General features: G+C 68.6%; 19 protein-coding genes and 1 pseudogene. 15 read left to right on the top strand and 5 right to left on the bottom strand.

Translation table 11 applies throughout. The features are described 5' to 3' along the window. The 3 genes from L6444_RS08700 (at nucleotide 1) to mbp1 (ending at nucleotide 3,329) form a co-directional block, all read left to right on the top strand. Nucleotides 1–1,245: a glycosyltransferase family 4 protein gene (locus tag L6444_RS08700; RefSeq protein ID WP_236981728.1), complete on the top strand. Its 1,245-nt coding sequence runs from the start codon at nucleotides 1–3 to the stop codon at nucleotides 1,243–1,245. Nucleotides 1,246–1,290: 45 nt separating this feature from the next. After that, entirely contained in the window at nucleotides 1,291–2,643 is a 1,353-nt protein-coding gene (locus L6444_RS08695; RefSeq protein ID WP_236981727.1) for a TIGR01777 family oxidoreductase, read from the top strand. Between the two features lie 455 nt (nucleotides 2,644–3,098). Next, entirely contained in the window at nucleotides 3,099–3,329 is a 231-nt protein-coding gene (gene mbp1 / locus L6444_RS08690) for a microaggregate-binding protein 1 (protein ID WP_370653102.1), read from the top strand. Between the two features lie 42 nt (nucleotides 3,330–3,371). Here mbp1 and L6444_RS08685 read toward each other — a convergent pair whose 3' ends face one another. Next, nucleotides 3,372–4,043 (bottom strand): phosphodiesterase, encoded by a 672-nt coding sequence (locus L6444_RS08685; RefSeq protein ID WP_236981725.1) that lies wholly within the window; start codon nucleotides 4,041–4,043, stop codon nucleotides 3,372–3,374. Between the two features lie 82 nt (nucleotides 4,044–4,125). Here L6444_RS08685 and L6444_RS08680 point away from each other — a divergent pair, with 82 nt between their 5' ends. From L6444_RS08680 to L6444_RS08630, 11 genes and pseudogenes are all read left to right on the top strand, one after another. Continuing rightward, nucleotides 4,126–4,362 (top strand): hypervirulence associated TUDOR domain-containing protein, encoded by a 237-nt coding sequence (locus L6444_RS08680; protein ID WP_236983941.1) that lies wholly within the window; start codon nucleotides 4,126–4,128, stop codon nucleotides 4,360–4,362. Nucleotides 4,363–4,607: 245 nt separating this feature from the next. After that, nucleotides 4,608–5,693 (top strand): polyprenyl synthetase family protein, encoded by a 1,086-nt coding sequence (locus L6444_RS08675; RefSeq protein ID WP_236983939.1) that lies wholly within the window; start codon nucleotides 4,608–4,610, stop codon nucleotides 5,691–5,693. 20 nt (nucleotides 5,694–5,713) lie between these two features. Continuing rightward, nucleotides 5,714–7,243, top strand: a complete 1,530-nt coding sequence (crtI, locus tag L6444_RS08670; RefSeq protein ID WP_236981724.1) for a phytoene desaturase family protein — start codon at nucleotides 5,714–5,716, stop codon at nucleotides 7,241–7,243. Next, nucleotides 7,240–8,190 (top strand): phytoene/squalene synthase family protein, encoded by a 951-nt coding sequence (locus tag L6444_RS08665; RefSeq protein ID WP_236981723.1) that lies wholly within the window; start codon nucleotides 7,240–7,242, stop codon nucleotides 8,188–8,190. The genes crtI and L6444_RS08665 overlap by 4 nt, the downstream gene beginning before the upstream one ends. Further along, nucleotides 8,187–8,510, top strand: coding sequence for a lycopene cyclase domain-containing protein (locus tag L6444_RS08660; RefSeq protein ID WP_236981722.1), 324 nt, complete (start codon nucleotides 8,187–8,189; stop codon nucleotides 8,508–8,510). Before L6444_RS08665 ends, L6444_RS08660 begins: the two co-directional genes overlap by 4 nt. Continuing rightward, entirely contained in the window at nucleotides 8,507–8,812 is a 306-nt protein-coding gene (locus tag L6444_RS08655) for a lycopene cyclase domain-containing protein (protein ID WP_236983936.1), read from the top strand. Before L6444_RS08660 ends, L6444_RS08655 begins: the two co-directional genes overlap by 4 nt. Next, the gene (locus tag L6444_RS08650) at nucleotides 8,805–9,539 is read left to right on the top strand and encodes a class I SAM-dependent methyltransferase (protein ID WP_236981721.1); all 735 of its coding nucleotides are present in this window, start codon (nucleotides 8,805–8,807) and stop codon (nucleotides 9,537–9,539) included. Before L6444_RS08655 ends, L6444_RS08650 begins: the two co-directional genes overlap by 8 nt. Then, nucleotides 9,536–11,060 (top strand): annotated as a pseudogene (locus L6444_RS08645) (FAD-dependent oxidoreductase). The gene L6444_RS08650 and the pseudogene L6444_RS08645 overlap by 4 nt, the downstream one beginning before the upstream one ends. After that, a complete protein-coding gene (locus tag L6444_RS08640) occupies nucleotides 11,057–12,046 on the top strand; it encodes a DUF5914 domain-containing protein (protein WP_236981720.1) in 990 nt (329 codons plus the stop codon). The pseudogene L6444_RS08645 and the gene L6444_RS08640 overlap by 4 nt, the downstream one beginning before the upstream one ends. A gap of 40 nt (nucleotides 12,047–12,086) precedes the next feature. After that, a complete protein-coding gene (locus L6444_RS08635) occupies nucleotides 12,087–12,473 on the top strand; it encodes a DUF2784 domain-containing protein (protein ID WP_236981719.1) in 387 nt (128 codons plus the stop codon). 45 nt (nucleotides 12,474–12,518) lie between these two features. Next, nucleotides 12,519–13,079 (top strand): MarR family winged helix-turn-helix transcriptional regulator, encoded by a 561-nt coding sequence (locus tag L6444_RS08630; protein WP_236981718.1) that lies wholly within the window; start codon nucleotides 12,519–12,521, stop codon nucleotides 13,077–13,079. On the opposite strand, the gene L6444_RS08625 is transcribed toward L6444_RS08630, so the two are convergent. Genes L6444_RS08625 through L6444_RS08615 form a run of 3 tightly spaced genes read right to left on the bottom strand, consistent with a single transcriptional unit; the run spans nucleotide 13,006 to nucleotide 16,025 of the window. Next, nucleotides 13,006–14,325, bottom strand: coding sequence for a glycosyltransferase (locus tag L6444_RS08625; protein WP_236981717.1), 1,320 nt, complete (start codon nucleotides 14,323–14,325; stop codon nucleotides 13,006–13,008). The two genes, L6444_RS08630 and L6444_RS08625, sit on opposite strands and share 74 nt — an antisense overlap. Before the next feature lie 9 nt (nucleotides 14,326–14,334). Beyond that, nucleotides 14,335–15,378, bottom strand: coding sequence for a type 2 isopentenyl-diphosphate Delta-isomerase (fni, locus tag L6444_RS08620; protein ID WP_236981716.1), 1,044 nt, complete (start codon nucleotides 15,376–15,378; stop codon nucleotides 14,335–14,337). Continuing rightward, nucleotides 15,375–16,025, bottom strand: coding sequence for an SOUL family heme-binding protein (locus tag L6444_RS08615; RefSeq protein ID WP_236981715.1), 651 nt, complete (start codon nucleotides 16,023–16,025; stop codon nucleotides 15,375–15,377). Before L6444_RS08615 ends, fni begins: the two co-directional genes overlap by 4 nt. A 280-nt stretch (nucleotides 16,026–16,305) precedes the next feature. Here L6444_RS08615 and L6444_RS08610 point away from each other — a divergent pair, with 280 nt between their 5' ends. After that, nucleotides 16,306–16,614 (top strand): STAS domain-containing protein, encoded by a 309-nt coding sequence (locus L6444_RS08610; RefSeq protein ID WP_236981714.1) that lies wholly within the window; start codon nucleotides 16,306–16,308, stop codon nucleotides 16,612–16,614. Nucleotides 16,615–16,630: 16 nt separating this feature from the next. Here the strand turns inward: L6444_RS08610 and L6444_RS08605 are convergent, their stop codons facing one another. Continuing rightward, nucleotides 16,631–17,125, bottom strand: a complete 495-nt coding sequence (locus L6444_RS08605; protein WP_236981713.1) for a MarR family winged helix-turn-helix transcriptional regulator — start codon at nucleotides 17,123–17,125, stop codon at nucleotides 16,631–16,633. Nucleotides 17,126–17,179: the final 54 nt, after the last annotated feature.

Raw genomic sequence — 17,179 nt, 5'->3', positions numbered from 1 at the left:
ATGAAGATTTTGATGGTCTCGTGGGAGTACCCGCCGGTGGTGATCGGCGGCCTGGGCCGGCACGTGTATCAGCTGTCCACCGCACTGGCCGCGGCCGGCCACGACGTCGTGGTGCTGTCCCGCCGGCCGACCGGCACCGATCCCAGCACTCACCCCAGTTCGGACGAGATCAGCGAGGGGGTGCGGGTGATCGCGGCGGCGCACGACCCGCACGAATTCTCCTTCGGCACCGACATGATGGCCTGGACGCTGGCGATGGGCCACTCGATGGTCCGTGCCGGGTTGTCGCTCAAGAGGTACCACAGTGACCGGCCGTGGCGCCCCGACGTCGTCCACGCCCACGACTGGCTGGTTGCTCATCCGGCTATTGCTCTGGCCCAATTCTATGACGTGCCAATGGTTTCCACGATTCATGCCACCGAGGCCGGTCGGCATTCCGGCTGGGTCTGCGGGGCCATCAGTCGTCAGGTCCACGCGGTCGAGTCGTGGCTGGTGCGGGAATCCGACTCGCTCATCACGTGTTCGGCTTCGATGCGCGAGGAGATCACCGAGTTGTTCGGTCCCGGACTGGCCGAGATCACGGTGATCCGCAACGGTATCGACGCGGCCCGCTGGCCGTTCGCGCGCCGCCGCCCCCGCACCGGGCCGGCCGAACTGCTCTACGTCGGGCGCCTCGAGTATGAGAAGGGCGTGCACGACGCCATTGCCGCGCTGCCCCGGATCAGGCGCAGTCACCCGGGCACCACGCTGACCGTCGCCGGTGCCGGAACCCAGCAGGACTTCCTGGTCGCGCAGGCGCGAAAGCACAAGGTGCTCAAGGCAACCCGTTTCGTCGGCCACCTGCACCACGACGAACTGCTGGCCGCGCTGCACCGCGCCGACGCGGCGGTGCTGCCCAGCCACTACGAGCCGTTCGGCCTGGCCGCGCTGGAGGCCGCCGCCGCCGGCATCCCCCTGGTCGTCTCGAATACCGGCGGTCTGGGCGAAGCGGTGATCGACGGGGTCACCGGCGTTTCCTGTCCGCCCCGCGACGTCGCCGCGCTGGCGCGGGCGGTAGCCAAGGTGCTCGACGATCCGGGCGCCGCCCAGCGCCGCGCCCGGGCCGCGCGGGACCGGCTGACCTCGGACTTCGATTGGCAGACAGTGGCCGGCGAGACCGCGCAGGTGTATCTGGCCGCCAAACGCGGCGAGCGTCAGGCGCAGCCCCGGCTGCCCATCGTCGAACACGCCCTGCCGAACCGCTGACCTGCGGCACGGCCGTGCGGCCGGCATCGCCGGTAGCGTCGTGGGATGGGGCTGACCTATTCGACTGTGATCAACGCGCCACGCGACGAGGTATTCGCCTGGCACAGCCGACCCGGTGCGTTCGCGCGGCTCTGTCCGCCGTGGTCGCCGATGCGGCTGGTTGCCGAGGCCGATTCGGTCAAGGACGGCCGCGCCGTCCTGCGGTTGCCCGGTGGCTTGCGCTGGGTGGCGCAGCATCAGGCCGATTCCTACGATCCGCCACGGTGTTTCGTCGACGAATTGGACACCGAGGGCCTGGCTTCGCTGCCACCGAGGTTGATCGGGCACTGGCGGCACACCCACGAATTCGCCGACGTCGACGACCGCGCGACCCTGGTCACCGATCGCGTCGACACCCCGGTGCCCGGCTCCGCGCTGCGGCCGATGTTCGTCTACCGGCACCGACAGTTGGCTGACGACCTCGCCGCGCACACGCGGGCGGCCGAGCACGGTCTGGGACGGTTGACGATCGCCATGACCGGTTCCTCCGGGCTGGTGGGCACCGCGCTGAGCGCATTCCTGAGCACCGGTGGTCACCGGATCGTCCGGTTGGTCCGCGGCACACCGGACGGCCCCGACCAGCGGCGGTGGCAGCCCGAGGACCCCGACCCCGACCTGCTCGACGGCATCGACGCCGTCATCCATCTGGCGGGCGCGTCGATCGCCGGCCGATTCACCGACAAGCACCGAAATGCGATCCGCGACAGCCGAATCGGGCCGACCCGCAAGTTGGCCGAACTGGTGGCTCGCAGCGGCACGGGGGTGTTGATCTCGGCGTCGGCGATCGGGTTCTACGGCTACGACCGCGGCGAGGAGGTGTTGACCGAGGACAGCGAGCGGGGCGAAGGGTTTCTGGCCGACGTGGTCGCCGACTGGGAAGCGGCGACCGCCCCGGCCGAGCAATCCGGGACCCGGGTGGTGGCGGTGCGCACCGGCATCGTGCAGTCCCCGCTCGGCGGCACTCTGCGCCTGATGCGTCCGCTGTTCAGCGCGGGGCTGGGCGGGAGACTCGGCGACGGCAGGCAGTGGTTGTCCTGGGTCGGCATCGACGACCTTCTCGACGTCTACCACCGGGCGCTCTGGGACTCCGGATTGGCCGGTCCGGTGAATGCCGTTGCGCCCCAACCGGTTCGGAATGCCGAATACACCCGCGTGCTGGGCCGGGTGTTGCGTCGCCCCACGGTGTTGCCGGTGCCCTCATTGGGGCCCAAGGTGTTGCTCGGCAGCCAGGGCGCCCGGGAGTTGGCACTGGCCAATCAAAGGGTCGCCCCGTCTCAGCTGACCCGGTCGGGCCACCACTTCCGCTGGCCGGACCTCGACCCGGCGCTGCGTCATCTACTGGGGCGCGGCGGCGGTTGAGCGCCCCGGCACGGCCGGGTGCGTGGTCTGAGCGCCCGCGGGTACCGGGGGGCGCTGGGCCGGACCCTCCTGCCGCGAACGTTGCCGCCAAATCCGCCATGCCACAACAGCAGTCGATATCATGGCTACCGTCACCAGGGGCCAGAAGGCCAGCTGCGCGAGCCACACCCGGCGCTGCAGGCGTAGCGTCGCGCGTTCGGCGCGCCGGAGCTTGCGCAAGGATTCTTTACCTGTCACAACCAACCCAGTTCCCCGCTGTCCTTCCCGGCAAACCGGGCGTTTGCCGTCACTGAGATATCGGTCACGCCCAGCTCCCAGCTGTGCAGCGCAGCGACATGCACTGACGCGCGGCTGCGTACCTTGGTCGTTTGCCCGGGTTTGCTGAAGGCCGGCAGCGGGAACAGCTTTCGCAGGCGGCAAGAGCCGCGGGGGACAGCAATCATCGGAGGTTGAACATGGCAAAGAGCGGACCACTCGAACTCGTCAGCGGGGTCGTGGAAGGCGTCAAGGGCGTGATCAAGCAGATCATCGGCTTGGTCACCGGCAACGAACGCCTCACCGAGGAGGCCAAGGCGCAACAGGACAAGGCCGACGCGCAGCGCGAAGCCGCCAAGAAGGAAGCGGCCGCGGAGTCGGCACGCGCGGGCGCCAAGGCGGCCGAGAAGCGCCAGGAAGCCAATCAGTAGATAGCCGAACACCGCTGAGGGCCAGCCGATCACGGCTGGCCCTCAGTCGGCGTCTCGGCCCTCGCGACTGTGGGCGTATGCGCTTGTCCGCAGTCCGGCCAGCCAGCCGGGGTACAGCGTCACCCCCGGTGCTGTATTGCGTACCGGATCGAATGACACGTCACCCTCGGTGCGCAACCGGTCCAGCCGCAGCTCGCCCAGCGGCTCGAAGTCCGCTGCCCCGCGGGCCTGGTCGAGCCGCAGCTCGAGGCCACCGTGGGTGATGCGGTCGCGGACGGAATCCAGGGCGAACCCCGGTCCGTCGATGGCGTTCGACAGGCGCGCGCGCAGCCACCAGTTGCTGCCCTCGAAGCGAAGCGGCATCAGGCTGGTCAGCGGCTGGTCCGACCAGGACAGGACCGGCCGCAACCCGACCGCTCGCCCGATCGGGTTCGAGGCTGCCGAGACGAGTAGCACGTCCCACGGCCGCGGCCCGGCGATCCCCTCCGGTACGCGCAGCGCCAGACCGACCGCGTCGGGCAGCGAACCTGGCATCCCGACCGCCTTCGAGACCCTGGCGATCACCTCGGAAGTCGGCAGCGGCAGCCCGTGGTCCTGCGGCGCCGTCCGCGTGAACGCACCCTCGACCAGCACGCCGACCGGGTGGAACACCTTGCGGTGCCGAAGGGAGGATCCCCATTGAAACGGTGTGGTGAGCAAATCAGCGATGGTCATCGTCGCCAAGTTCCCTGCCACGCGGCTTCCAAACCCGCCGGCACCGGTTCGGGCAGCACTCGACGGGGAATACCTAACCGCTATGAGCGACAAAGAAATCCATCCGGGTGACGAATTCCACACGGGTGAGAAGGTGAGGTGGCGCAGTCACGGAAACACCGTGCGCGGCGAGGTGCAGCGTAGAATCACCTCGGACACCGAGGCGGCCGGACGCACGGTGCGCGCGTCACAGGACGAGCCGCAGTATCAGGTCCGCAGCGATAAGACCGGCCGGGATGCGGTGCACAAACCAGCGGCCCTGAAGCGGCAGGAAACCTGAGAACCGGCGGCCCCGCACCGCCCGACACCGGACTGGCGCCACCCGCGATCATTCACTAAATTAACGATTAATTCCTTGAATATAACTTCGCGGCCTGCTGGGCGCCTGCGTTTGACCGTTCCTCGAGGGGGTACCAACGCGTGAATCTGAGCCGTTCGGATCGGCCGCTGACCAACCCCGGAAGGGGCGCCTCGTTGGGAGCCGTGCATAAACTTCCGTCGGCAGGCCGCGACCATCCCGGGCACGTGCTGGCCGGCCGCCCGCCGGTTGCCGAGCAGTTCGATGCCTGGCGCGCCAGCCTGCGCAGGGCGGTACTCGACGAGGTCGCCGAGTTCGTCTCGCGTCGTTGCGCCGACGAATTGGGCGATTGCGGAGTCGACGTGGCCGGCGACATCCTGCTGGAGTTCATCCGCGACGGCAAGTGCCTGCGGTCGACGTTCATGTACCTGGGTTGGCTGGCCGGCGCCCGGCCCAACCCCGCAGCCCTGTCCGCCACGGCCAGCCTGGAGTTGCTGCACGCATTCGCGTTGCTGCAAGACGACGTGATGGACGACTCCCCGTCGCGACGCGGTCGCCCCGCCGCACACATCCAGTTCGCGGACTGGCATCGCGAGCGGGGCATGTCCGGGTCTGCGCGCCGATTCGGGGAATCCGCCGCCACCCTGCTCGGCGACCTGTGCTTGATCTGGGCCGAGCAGATGCTGCGGAACTCCGGTCTGCAGCGCCACCACCTGCAACGCGCCTGGCCCCGTTACGACGCAATGCGAACCGAACTTGCCGTCGGCCAATTCGCCGATCTCGCAATGAATATCCGCACCTTGCCGACGATGCAGTCGGTACTGGGGGTGGCCCGGATGAAGTCCGGCAACTACACCGTGCGCCGGCCACTGGAGATCGGTGCGGCGATGGCCGGCTGCGACGAGCACGTGCTATCCCGGCTCGGCGAATACGGCACCGCCGTCGGGGAAGCGTTCCAGCTGCGCGACGACATCCTGGGTGTCTTCGGATCGCCGGAAACCACCGGCAAACCCAACGGCGGAGACCTGTTGGAACGCAAGGCAACCAGCGTCGTAGTGGCCGCCTACGAGATGGCCGATGCGGCGACCCGGCGCGATTTCGGCGAACTGATCGACACCGACGATCTCGACGACGCCGCACTGGACCGCTGGCGCGGCCTGATCTTCGGCACTGGGGCGGTGCAGTGGATCGAGGAGCTGATCGACAACCGCGTCGAGATCGCCCGGAACGCCCTGGACACCAGCGGGATCGACACCTTGATCCGGTCGGCGCTGGCCGACATGGCGGGCGTGTGCACCCGCCGCGCCGCATGACCGCCCGGGAGTTGAGCTAGATGCGCACGGTTTCGGGACGGACCGACCACGTGGTGGTGGTCGGCGCCGGTTTCTCCGGCCTGTCCGCGGCGCTGCACCTGGCCGGCCGGGGCCGTGCGGTCACCGTGGTGGAACGCGAACCCTGGCCCGGCGGGCGCGCCGGCCGCCGCGACATCGACGGCTACCTGATCGACACCGGGCCGACGGTGCTCACCATGCCGGACATCATCGACGAGGTGTTCGCCGCCGTCGGTGAAAACACTTCGCAGCGCTTGAAATTGGACGCGCTGGACCCGGCGTACCGGGCGCAGTTCGCCGATGGCAGCAGCCTCGACGTCCACACCGATGCCGACGCGATGGCCGCCGCGGTGCGGGATTTCGCCGGACCGCGCGAGGCCGACGGTTACCGCGCGCTGCGCAGCTGGTTACACCGCTTGTACCGCACCGAATTCGACGGCTTCATCGCGTCGAACTTCGACTCGCCACTGTCCATGCTGACCCCTCAACTGGCGCGGCTCGCCCGGATCGGCGGGTTCCGCAAGTGGGAGACGATGGTCAGCCGGCACATCGCCGACGAGCGGTTGCGGCGGGTGTTCACCTTTCAATCCCTCTACGCCGGGGTGGCGCCGCAGCAGGCGCTGGCGGTGTACGCGGTGATCGCCTACATGGACACCGTTTCGGGCGTTTTCTTCCCGCGCGGCGGTATGCGGGCACTGCCCGACGCCTTGGCCGCAGCCGCGCAGGACGCCGGCGTGCGATTCCGCTACGGCACGGCGGTCACCGGACTGGAGCGCAGCGGTGCGCGGGTCGGCGCGGTGATTACCGCCGACGGGGACCGCATCGCCTGCGACGCAGTGGTTTTGACCACCGAACTCCCGCAGAGCTATCGACTGCTGGGCTATCGCCCAATGCGGCTGCTGCCGATGCGCGCCGCACCCTCGGCGGTGGTGCTGCACGTGGGCTGTCGCGCCGCGACGGACGGCCAACCCCAGACGGCGCACCACACCATCCTTTTCGGCGACGCCTGGGAACAGACGTTCACCGACATCGTGCGCGACGGTCGGCTCATGCGCGACCCCTCGCTGTTGGTCACCCGCCCGACCGCCACCGATCCGGGCCTGGCGCCCGCCGGGCGTGATCTGCTCTACGTGTTGGCGCCGGCGCCCAACTTGTCTCGCCGCCAGGTCGACTGGACGAACACCACCGCGCCGTACGCGCAATCCATGCTCGAGATGGTGCGGCAACGATTGCTGCCCGACCTGCGCGACGATGCGCGGGTGCTGCACATCGACACTCCGGCCGAATGGGCGCGTCAGGATATGACGGCCGGCACACCGTTCGCGCTGGCTCACACATTCGCCCAGACCGGGCCGTTCCGGCCGGGGAACCTGTTGCGGGGCATCGACAACGCGGTACTGGCCGGGTCCTCGACCGTCCCGGGTGTCGGAGTGCCCACTACGCTGATCTCCGGGCGACTGGCCGCCGACCGAGTCACGGGCGTGGCCGACAAGTCCGCAACCCGATTCGACCTGAAGGCGAAACTGCCGTGATCCGACATGAATTGGACGCTGCGGGTATCGACGATCCGCGATTGCGCACCGCGTACCGTCGCTGCCGCAAGATTGCGGCCGAAAACGGCCGCACCTACTTCCTGGCCACCCGACTGCTCGCCCCGGACCAGCGGCCGGCGGTCCACGCACTGTACGCATTCGCCCGCTACGCCGACGACATTCTCGACGGGTTCAACCCCGACCTGAACACCGGCGCCCGGGCGGCCCGGCTGCAGCGGTTGTCCGAGCGGTTCTTCGCCGGCGGCGAGCATCGGGACGAGCCGATACTGGCGGCGGTGGATCACACCGTCAACCGGTACCACATTTCCGGCGAGCTTTTCGAGGACTTCCTGGCCTCCATGCGGATGGACCTCACCGTCACCGACTATCCGGACCGGGCTGCCCTCGACCGTTACATGCGCGGTTCCGCGGAAGTGATTGGCCTGCAAATGCTTCCGGTCCTCGGGACCGTCGTCGACGCCGCCGAAGCCGAGCCGTACGCCGCCGCGCTGGGACGCGCCTTCCAGTTGACGAACTTCTTGCGTGATGTCGACGAGGACCTGATGCGCGATCGGATCTACCTGCCGGCCGACGAATTGGCGGCGCACGGCGTGGACCGGGAGCTGCTGATGTGGTGCCACACTCACCGCCGCACCGACCCCAAGGTGCGGGCCGCCCTGGCGGCGCAGCACGAAATAACCCGGGAGATCTACCGGTTCGCGTCCGGCGGCGTCGGGATGCTCGCCCCGCGGTCCCGCCCGTGCGTGGCGACCGCGTTGACGTTGTACTCCGAGATCCTGGACCGCATCGAGGACAGCGACTTCGCGGTGTTCTCTCAACGCGCCACGGTCGGCACCGCGCGCCGGATCCAGGTCGCCGGCAGCGCCCTGGTGCAGTCCTGGCGCGCCCGCCGTGCGCACGAGCAGCGCAAGCCGCGTGCGGCGTGAGCGACCACTGGCAGTACCTGATCCTGCTCGGGCTGTGTCTGTTGATCACCGCGCCGCTGGAGGTGTTCGGCGGCGGCGTCTACCGTCGACTGCACCGGACGCTGCGCGCGGTGCTGCCGGTGGCGGCGGTGTTCCTGGTGTGGGACGCGGTGGCGATCGCGGCCGGCGTCTGGGCCTACGACGGCAGGTACCTCAGTGGTTTCGACGTGCCGCCCGACATTCCGATCGAGGAGGTGTTGTTCTTCCTGGTGATCCCGGTGTGCGGACTGCTGACCTACAACGCCGTGTCCACGATTCTGCAGTGGAGCAAACGTCGATGACCGGCCTGGGCTACACCGTGCCCGCCGTCCTGTCGGTGCTGGCGGTGCTGGCGCTGGAGTGGAAGCTGTTGCGCACCGGCCTGTTTCGCAAGGCGGCCTACTGGTTGTCGATGGTGATCGTGTTGGGTTTCCAGATTCCGGTCGACGGCTGGCTGACCAAGCTCAGTGCACCGGTGGTGATCTACAACGAGCGCCAGACCAGCGGGCTGCGGTTTCCGTTCGACATTCCGGTCGAGGACTTCCTGTTCGGTTTCGCCCTGGTCACCGCGGTGCTGCTGGTGTGGGAGTACCAGCGTGGATAGGGCCGGTCTGGCGCGTGATGAGGTGCCGGGGGCCTTCGACGTGGGCGCCGCGGCTTATGACCGCCTGGTGGGCGCCAACCCCGGCTATCACACCAACCTGAGGCTCTCGGCGCGCCGGATGGGTCTGCCGCGCAACGGTGCCGGGTTGCGGCTGCTCGACGCCGGCTGCGGCACCGGCGCATCGACGGCCGCACTGCTGGCCGCCGCCCCGGAGGCGCAGATCGTCGCGGTCGACGCCGCCGGCGGCATGCTGGAAGCGGCCAGAGCGAAGTCGTGGCCGTCGTCGGTGCGATTTGTGCACTCCCGTATCGAAGAACTCGCCGAGCACGGGGTCACCGGGCCCTTCGACGGCATTTTCGCCGCCTATCTGCTGCGCAACCTCGATGATCCCGACCGCCAGTTGCGCGCTTTCCGAGACCTGCTGCGCCCGGGCGGCACGCTGGTGGCCCACGAGTATTCGGTGCGTGATTCGCGCGCGGCCACCCGCATCTGGTCCGCGGTCTGCTGGGGAATCATCATCCCCGCCGGTTGGTGGCGAACCCGCAGTAGCATCCTGTACCGCCACTTGTGGCGCAGCGTGCTGGCCTTCGACGGGGCGGCCGCGGTCCGCCGCCGGATGTCCGACGCCGGATACGTGGCGGTGCACAGCGAGACCGTGCCAGGCTGGGAGAAGAACATCGTCCACACTTTCGTTGGAAAGGCGCCTACCGGAGAGGACCCGCGATGACCGACCGGCACCGCCAGATCCATCCGGCTTCGCCCGGTTACGCCGATGCCTCCGCGTTGTCGTGGCGACCGCGCGCGGTGGTGGTGGGAGCCGGCATCGCCGGCCTGGCCGCCGCCACCGGGCTGGCCGAGCGCGGGGTCGCCGTCACCGTCGTCGAGCGCGAGGACTATCTCGGGGGACGGGTAGGTGGCTGGACCGAGCAGCAGGACGGCACCGAACTGGCGATGAACCGCGGCTTCCACGCGTTCTTCCGCCAGTACTACAACCTGCGGGAGTTGCTGCGCCGGGTCGACCCGCAACTGCGGATGCTGACGCCGGTGCGGGACTACCCTCTGGTCGACGGCGCGGGTCGGCGCGACAGTTTCCGTGGTCTGCCCCGCATCCCACCGTGGAATGCCCTGGCCTTTGCGTTGCGCAGCCCCACGTTCCGGCTCTCCGACCTGGCGCGTATCGATGCCCGGGCAGCCGCGCCGCTGGCCGCGGTGTCGGTGCCCGAGATTTATCACCAGCTGGACCACATCGACGCCGAAACGTTCTTGAAGAGCATCAATTTCCCCGATTCGGCGCGTCACCTGGCCTTCGAGGTGTTCTCCCGCAGTTTCTTCGCCGAACCGTCTCAGCTGTCGGCGGGTGAGCTGGCCACGATGTTCCACATCTACTTCCTGGGATCCAGCGAAGGCTTGATCTTCGACGTGGCGAACTCGAACTTCGACGACAGCCTGTGGAATCCGCTGCGCGACTACCTGACCGATCTCGGCGTCGAGTTCCGCCTCGGCACCCCGGTCCGGCGAGTCGAGACCGGGACCACGAAACTCTTTAGCGTTCAAGATGATTCAGGTGAGTCCACCGACGCGGACGCGGTGGTGCTCGCGGTCGACGTCAACGGCTTGCAGAGCATCGTCGCCGAGTCCGACGGCCTGGGCGCCCAGTTGTGGCGCACCCAGATAGCGGGATTGCGCGCCGCGCCCCCCCTTCGTCGTCCAGCGACTCTGGCTCGACCGGCCGGTCAAGCCGCAGCGGCCCGCGTTCCTGGGCACCGCGGGCCACCCGCCGCTGGACAACATCAGCGTGCTGGAACGCTACGAGCGCCAAGCCGCGGCGTGGGCGGCTTCCAACGGCGGTTCGGTGGTCGAATTGCATTCCTACGCAGTAGATTCCGCACAATCGAGTGGACACGCCGTCCGGCAGCTGCATCGGCTCTATCCGGAGACGGCTTCGGCGCAGGTGGTACACGAACGAATACTGCGCCGCAGCGACTGCCCGCTGTTCACGCCGGGCACCTACCTCCGCCGCCCCACCGTCGCGACCCCGCAACCCGGGCTCGTCCTGGCCGGGGACTCGGTCCGAGTCGACCTGCCGGTGGCGTTGATGGAACGCGCGGCCACCACCGGCTGGACAGCCGCCAACCACCTGCTGGCCCAGTGGGGTCTGGCCGGCCATCCGCTGTCCACCGTTCCCACCCGCGGCCGGTCCAAGTTGCTGCGGTCGCTGGCCGACCGCCAACGACGCGGGCAGCCATGAGTCTCGGCGACCAGTTGCGTGACCGGTGGCCGAAAGACTGGCCGCTACAGGTGATCCCGCGCGTCGCGTGGACCCGACAGCAACCCAGCTATGGCGCCGCTAAGCCGAGCATCATCGCCGGTGCACTCGACCGGACCCGGCGCCGGCCGACCGGTAACTGGTATGCGTTCGCCGCGAGCAGCGATGTGCGCGCCCGCGCTCCGCTCGGATCGTCGGTCGCCGGCGTGGAATTGGTCGCGTGGCGCGATCGTCTCGGCCGGCTGAAGGTCGGTCCCGGAGCCTGCCCGCACCTGGGCGCCGACCTGGCCACCGGCACGGTTGCAGACGGTGCCCTGTTCTGCCGATGGCACGGACTGTCTCTGGACGGCGACACCTGCACGATGGGCTGGGCGCCGCTGCCCAGCTTCGACGACGGTGTGCTGGCCTGGGTACGACTCGACGGCGTCGGCGGCGAGGCGCCGCTGGACGAACCCGTGATCCCGGACCGGCCCACCGGCGCTGCCCTGGCCGCGGTCACCCGGGTCGTCGGGGTGTGCGAACCGGACGACATCATCGCCAACCGGCTCGACCCGTGGCATGGCGCCTGGTTCCACCCGCATTCGTTCACCCAGCTGGAGGTCCTCACCACCCCGACGGCGGCGGATGATCGTTTTCTCGTCTCGGTCACCTTCCGGGTCGGGCGGTTGGGGGTGCCGACCATCGCGGAGTTCACCTGCCCGGATGCGCGAACGATCGTGATGCGCATCGTGGAGGGCGAAGGAACGGGCAGTGTCGTCGAAACGCACGCCACCCCGATCGGTCCGGGGCCGGACGGCCTTCCCCGCGTCGCCGTGATCGAGGCCGTCGTCGCGCAGTCGCAGCGCCCGGGATTTCACGCGGCACGTAATTTCGCGCCGCTGATCCGGCCGTTGATGCGCCGCACCGCCAACCGGTTGTGGCGAGACGACATCGAATACGCCGAGCGCCGCTACCGGCTGCGCACCTGAACCGATTGGCTCCCCGACGTGCCATTAGGCTGGAAAAGCGATGAAAAAGCCCTACACAGCGATGGTGGCCGGCGCTGTCGCGACCCACATCGCCTACCTGGTTTACCTGCCCAGCGGCGGCTTTCTCGCGATGCGCTGGCCTCGAACGTTCTGGCTGCACGTGCCCACGGTGTGCTGGGGCGCGGCGGTGGTGGCACTGGAACTCCCCTGTCCGCTGACCTCGCTGGAGAAGTGGGCGCGGGACCGGGCGGGCATGGACCCCCTACCGGCGGCGGGTTTCATCGGCCATTACGTGGACGGGGTGATGCTGCCGGCAAATCGGATCGGCGCCGCCCAGTCGTTTGCCTTCCTGGCGGCCGCGGTGTCGTGGATCGTCTTGGCTGTTCAGCGGCGCGCACGCGGTGGGGGCCGGTTAGGCGGACGGTGAATCCGCGACGCCGTACTGTGGGTAGCTGATGAGGGACACAGTTAGGTGACCAAACGCCGCGCTAGCGAAGCGCCGTCCAGCCGCGTTGAGCTGGAGAAAATGCTGTCGGCCGACATGCGGGCGATCACCGCGCAGTCCGACCGCATCGGTCGCCATTTCGCCCGCATGAACGACGTCAGCAGCAGCGACTTCCATGCGTTGCTGCACATCATGGTGGCCGAGACGGTCGGTGAGCCGCTGACCCTCGCGCAGTTGCGACAACACATGGACGTCTCCCCCGCCGCAATCACCTATCTGGTGGACCGGATGATCGAGTCGGGCCACATCCGTCGCGATCCCGATCCCGACGATCGGCGCAAGTGGTTGCTGCGATACCAGACCCGCGGCATGTCGCTGGCGCAGGGCTTTTTCCAGCCGCTCGGCGCTCGTCTCAGCGACGCCTTGTCCGACCTCAGCGACCGGGACCTCATCGCCGCCCATCGGGTGTTCACGGCGATGGTGACCGCCATGTCGGAGTTCGAGGCCGACCTGGTCACCCCCAGCCCGCAAGCTTCCGCTCAGCCCCGGAAGAAAACCGCCGGCCGGCGTCAGGGAGCGCCGAAGTAGCGCCGATCCCGGACAGCAGGCGCTGCTCGATCAGGTCCGCGCCGCGGGCCACCCCTCCGGTGGCCGCGAAACCTGCGGCCACCCGGCGAGCACCCTCGCCCAGCGTCGCTGCCGTCAGGACCGCACGTCGCAACCTCTTGACCGTGAGATGCTTCGCGGGCAGCCGGGTCCCGCAGCCGGCGACCTGCACCCGGCGCGCGACCTCGGCCTGGTCGCGCGCGAAGGGCACCGCGCACACCGGAACGCCGCGATCCAAAGCTTTCACCGTGGTGCCCATGCCGCCGTGGGTGACGGCGCAGATCGCCCGGTCCAGCACCGCGGAGTGCGGGACGAACCGGCACACCGTGGCGTTCGGCGTCCGCGGTAAGCCGGTGGGGATGCCTGCGGGGAAGGTGGCGACGACGTGGACCGGCGCATCGGCCAGTGCCCGCAGCGCCACCTCGCCGAGTTTGGCGTCGGCCTGGGCCACCGACGATGTGCTGACCAACACGATCGGCCGCTCGATCGCGGACAGCCAGGCCGGGGCGGCCGCGGCCGCGTCCGGTTCGAACGCGCACGCGCCGAGGAAGTGCACGGCGTCGCCCCAGTCCGGGTGCGGGTATTCGAACGGTTCGCCACCCACCGCGAGCAGCATCGGCGCCCGGCGCATCAGCGCATCCACCGAGTCGATCGGCGGTATGCCCAGTTGACGTCGAATGGTGTTGATACGCGGCGACACCGGCCGGTCGAGCAGGTGGCGGACGAAGGGCCGCATGGACGCGTCGCGGACCCGGCCGACGAGACCGGGCAGCGGGCGCAGGCCGGGCCCGAACGGCGGCGCGTACCGGGAGCTCAGATACGGTGTGAACGGCGAAAAGACGCACCAGGCAGGCCCATTGGAGGCACTGGCCTCGGCCGCCGAGATCGCGCCCCAGCAGTTGGCGTCGACGACGAGCGCGTCGGGGCGCACCCGTTCGATCGCGTTATTGAGCTCCTCGACTTCTAGCACGGCGCGCCGGCACAGCACGTCCAGCGTCATCTTCAGCACGCTCAACGAGTCCGGCGCCAGCCAGTCCCGGCTGACGATCGCCTCGATCCGCGGATCGACGGGCTCGGCGTGCAGTCCGTGCCGGCGCATCGCACCGACGCCAGAAGCCATGGTGCGCAAGTGAACTCGGTGTCCCCGCACTGCGAGCTCGCGCAGCAGCGCAGCCATGGGGTACAGGTGGCCGAGCGCGGGCGAACCGTAGGCCAGGATCACCGCCATGGGGTCAGCCTAGGCGGAGGTCGCGCCGAGCGCGCGCAGCGCCGCCAAATCTGCTGCGCCGCAGCCGTGTAAGCAGATCCGAAGCTCGTCGATGAAGTGCTGCAACCAGGCGGTGGCCGCCGCCGCGGACTCGATGGCCGCCGATAGCAGGGGGCGCGCGACGGCGACGACGTCGGCGCCCAGCGCGATCGCCTTCGCCGCGTCCATGCCGGACCGGATGCCCCCGGAGGCGACCAGCGGGATGGCCGGCAGCGCGGCGCGCACCTCGAGCAGCGCCTGCGCGGTCGGTATTCCCCATTCGGCGAGGTCGGGATACCGCAGTTCGCCGTAGCGGACCAGTTGCTCGACGCGCGACCAGGACGTGCCACCGGCGCCGGCGACGTCGATGGCCGCCACCGGCGGTTCACCGGTGCGACCCAACAGTTCGGCCACCGCGTGCGCGCCGATGCCGTGACCGACCTCCTTGAGCAGCACCGGATAGTCCAGCATCGCGGTCACGTCGTGCAGCCGGTCGATGGAGCCGGCGAAGTCGGTGTCGCCGTCGTGCTGCACCGCCTCCTGCAACGGATTGGCATGCACGGCAAGGATATTGGCCTCGACCCGGTCCAGCGCCTGCACGATGTCCGGTACCGCGTCCTTGGTGAACTGGGACAAGCCGATGTTGCCGATCAGCAGCACGTCGGGGGCAACGTCGCGCACCGTGAAGCTGGCCGCCGCGCGTTCACCGCGGACGCTGTCCAGCATGACGCGTTGCGACCCGAGCATCATCCCGATGCCGAGTCGCTGGGCGGCGGTGGCCAGGTTCCGGTTGATGGTGCGGGACAACTCCGCGCCACCGGTCATCGCACCCACCAGGACGGGTGCCCGCAATCGGGCGCCGAGGAATTCGGCGGACAAATCGATGTCGTCGAGGCTGGTCTGCGTCAGCGCGTTGTAGGACAGCCGATAGCGCTCCAATCCGGTGGTCACGGAGGCGAAGTCGACGTCTTCGTAGCGGCACACGTCGATGTGCCGGCGTTTGCGAAACGCCATTTCGGCCTGCTCGGCGCTCATGCGGTGGAAACCGGAACAGCGATCTCGTTGCGGCGCAGCAGCGGAAGCGTCCAGGGTGGGTCGTAGAACCACGCCACCGGGGTGTCGGTGGTCTGGAATCCGAAATCGCGCAGCGTGTTCAGCAGCTTGTCGGTCTGCGCGGCCACCGCACGGCTGCTGCGACTGCCGGTGAAGCGCCGCACCGCGACCGTCTGCGGCGGGACTTCTACCAGCCTGACTGCGGGGTCGTCGGGTTCGGGCAGGGTGTCCAGCGTCTGGTCGGCCGGCATGAAGAATCGGATGACCCATTCTCGGTCGCCGCGGGACTCTTGGGCGACCGGCGCCGTCATCGCGATTTTGCGACCCGGCCGTCCGGCGCCCTGCTGCTGCACCGGAGCCGTCATCGCGATCTCGGACCGGGTGTGGTTGCCGCCGAAAATGTAGCGGGCCAACGTCCGGAATCCTCGGCTGCGGGCGGCGACTTCGTCGGCGCGGACCGTGGTCTCGGCGGCCACCCGAGCGCCGTAGCGCCGGATCTGGACACCGCCGGCCAGGTCCTCGGAGCTGTATGCAGGTTCCTCGGTGCCGTGCCGGTAACCCACCACCGAAGCCGCCCCGGTGATGATCTTGCCGATGCCTTGAACAACCGAACCCAGTGGTAGTGCCATCGGGCCGAGTCTACCCGCACTGCCGTTAGGTATTTCAGTAAGTGAATGATTCATCAATTTAAGCGAACGGTGTCCACATTTTCGGTTGTCCCGGTAGCGAATCCGGCCGCCACCAGCTGGAGCGCGCTAGACTATCGGCAGTTGATGACACAGCTGAACCCACTGAGCAGGCCCGCTCGTTTCCAGATACCGGATGACCCTTGTGATGCACGCTGTCGATTCAACGGAAATACCAGATCATCCCCCATGCCGGCCGGTCTTCGACTCAGGCCGGGCCCGCATGTGCCACTATTCGCGCAACCTTGCCACCGTACTTCGCGTCGACGGTGAGATAGACGCGTCCAACGCCGAACTCGTCGGAGCCGCGGTTCGCCACGCGAGCAACGCGAAACGCCCGCTGATCCTGGACCTGAGCCACCTGCGTTTCATCGGCATGGAAGGTTTCCAGGAGCTGCTGTCTCTGAGCACGGCGTGCAGCATGGTGAGTGGCATCGCGATGCGGCCGTTGCTGCGCGTCGTGAGCGACCACTGCCTGCCGCTGGTCAGATCGGTTCCGGAGGCGTTGCAGCTCCTCGGTGACGCTTCCTGACGACGCGTCCAACCCATCACGGCTTAGCGGAGCGCAACTCCGTGCGAAAGTCGCGCATCGAACCGATGAGGGCTCCGAAAACCCGGTGCGCGGCGGCCAGGTCCGCATCGGACAGTTCGCTCAAGCCGCGGTGCACGTGACCGCCCAGCGGGGTGAAGAACGAGCGGGCGGTCTGCAGCCCGGGATCGGCGTAGCGCAGCACGACTTTTCGCCGGTCGGCCGGATGCGAATCACGCCGGATATGACCCGAATCGATGAGCCTGTCCACCAGATAGGTGATGGCGGCTCCCGACATGCCCATTTGTTCGCTCAGGTCGCCGGAAGTCATCGGCCGGCCGGCCGTCTCGGCGACCATGATATGGAGCAGGGCACGAAAGTCGGTGGGTCGCACGGCATGTGAGACCGCGAAAAGGCGGCCGATCTGGTCGGATTCGGTCGACATCTCGCGCAGATCGGCCGCGATCATCTCCTCCAACGCAGCGCGTCCGGAGGACTGCTCATCAGGGTCCATTACGCCAGCAGCATATCCCTATGTCAGGTTCACTTCAGTTGATTAAAGTTTCAG

The sequence above is a fragment of the Mycobacterium kiyosense genome (assembly GCA_021654635.1).
GTDB lineage: Bacteria > Actinomycetota > Actinomycetes > Mycobacteriales > Mycobacteriaceae > Mycobacterium > Mycobacterium kiyosense.
This window is presented reverse-complemented; position numbering and strand designations above follow the sequence as displayed.

What these genes read in the sequence shown, in the direction of transcription:
- L6444_RS08625 (WP_236981717.1), bottom strand. Translation starts at nt 14,325, where the DNA reads ATGGCGGTGATCCTGGCCTACGGTTCGCCCGCGCTCGGCCACCTGTAC.
- L6444_RS08695 (WP_236981727.1), top strand. Translation starts at nt 1,291, where the DNA reads ATGGGGCTGACCTATTCGACTGTGATCAACGCGCCACGCGACGAGGTA.
- L6444_RS08655 (WP_236983936.1), top strand. Translation starts at nt 8,507, where the DNA reads ATGACCGGCCTGGGCTACACCGTGCCCGCCGTCCTGTCGGTGCTGGCG.
- L6444_RS08640 (WP_236981720.1), top strand. Translation starts at nt 11,057, where the DNA reads ATGAGTCTCGGCGACCAGTTGCGTGACCGGTGGCCGAAAGACTGGCCG.
- L6444_RS08615 (WP_236981715.1), bottom strand. Translation starts at nt 16,025, where the DNA reads ATGGCACTACCACTGGGTTCGGTTGTTCAAGGCATCGGCAAGATCATC.
- mbp1 (WP_370653102.1), top strand. Translation starts at nt 3,099, where the DNA reads ATGGCAAAGAGCGGACCACTCGAACTCGTCAGCGGGGTCGTGGAAGGC.
- crtI (WP_236981724.1), top strand. Translation starts at nt 5,714, where the DNA reads ATGCGCACGGTTTCGGGACGGACCGACCACGTGGTGGTGGTCGGCGCC.
- L6444_RS08635 (WP_236981719.1), top strand. Translation starts at nt 12,087, where the DNA reads ATGAAAAAGCCCTACACAGCGATGGTGGCCGGCGCTGTCGCGACCCAC.
- L6444_RS08685 (WP_236981725.1), bottom strand. Translation starts at nt 4,043, where the DNA reads ATGACCATCGCTGATTTGCTCACCACACCGTTTCAATGGGGATCCTCC.
- fni (WP_236981716.1), bottom strand. Translation starts at nt 15,378, where the DNA reads ATGAGCGCCGAGCAGGCCGAAATGGCGTTTCGCAAACGCCGGCACATC.
- L6444_RS08610 (WP_236981714.1), top strand. Translation starts at nt 16,306, where the DNA reads ATGTGCCACTATTCGCGCAACCTTGCCACCGTACTTCGCGTCGACGGT.
- L6444_RS08700 (WP_236981728.1), top strand. Translation starts at nt 1, where the DNA reads ATGAAGATTTTGATGGTCTCGTGGGAGTACCCGCCGGTGGTGATCGGC.
- L6444_RS08605 (WP_236981713.1), bottom strand. Translation starts at nt 17,125, where the DNA reads ATGGACCCTGATGAGCAGTCCTCCGGACGCGCTGCGTTGGAGGAGATG.
- L6444_RS08680 (WP_236983941.1), top strand. Translation starts at nt 4,126, where the DNA reads ATGAGCGACAAAGAAATCCATCCGGGTGACGAATTCCACACGGGTGAG.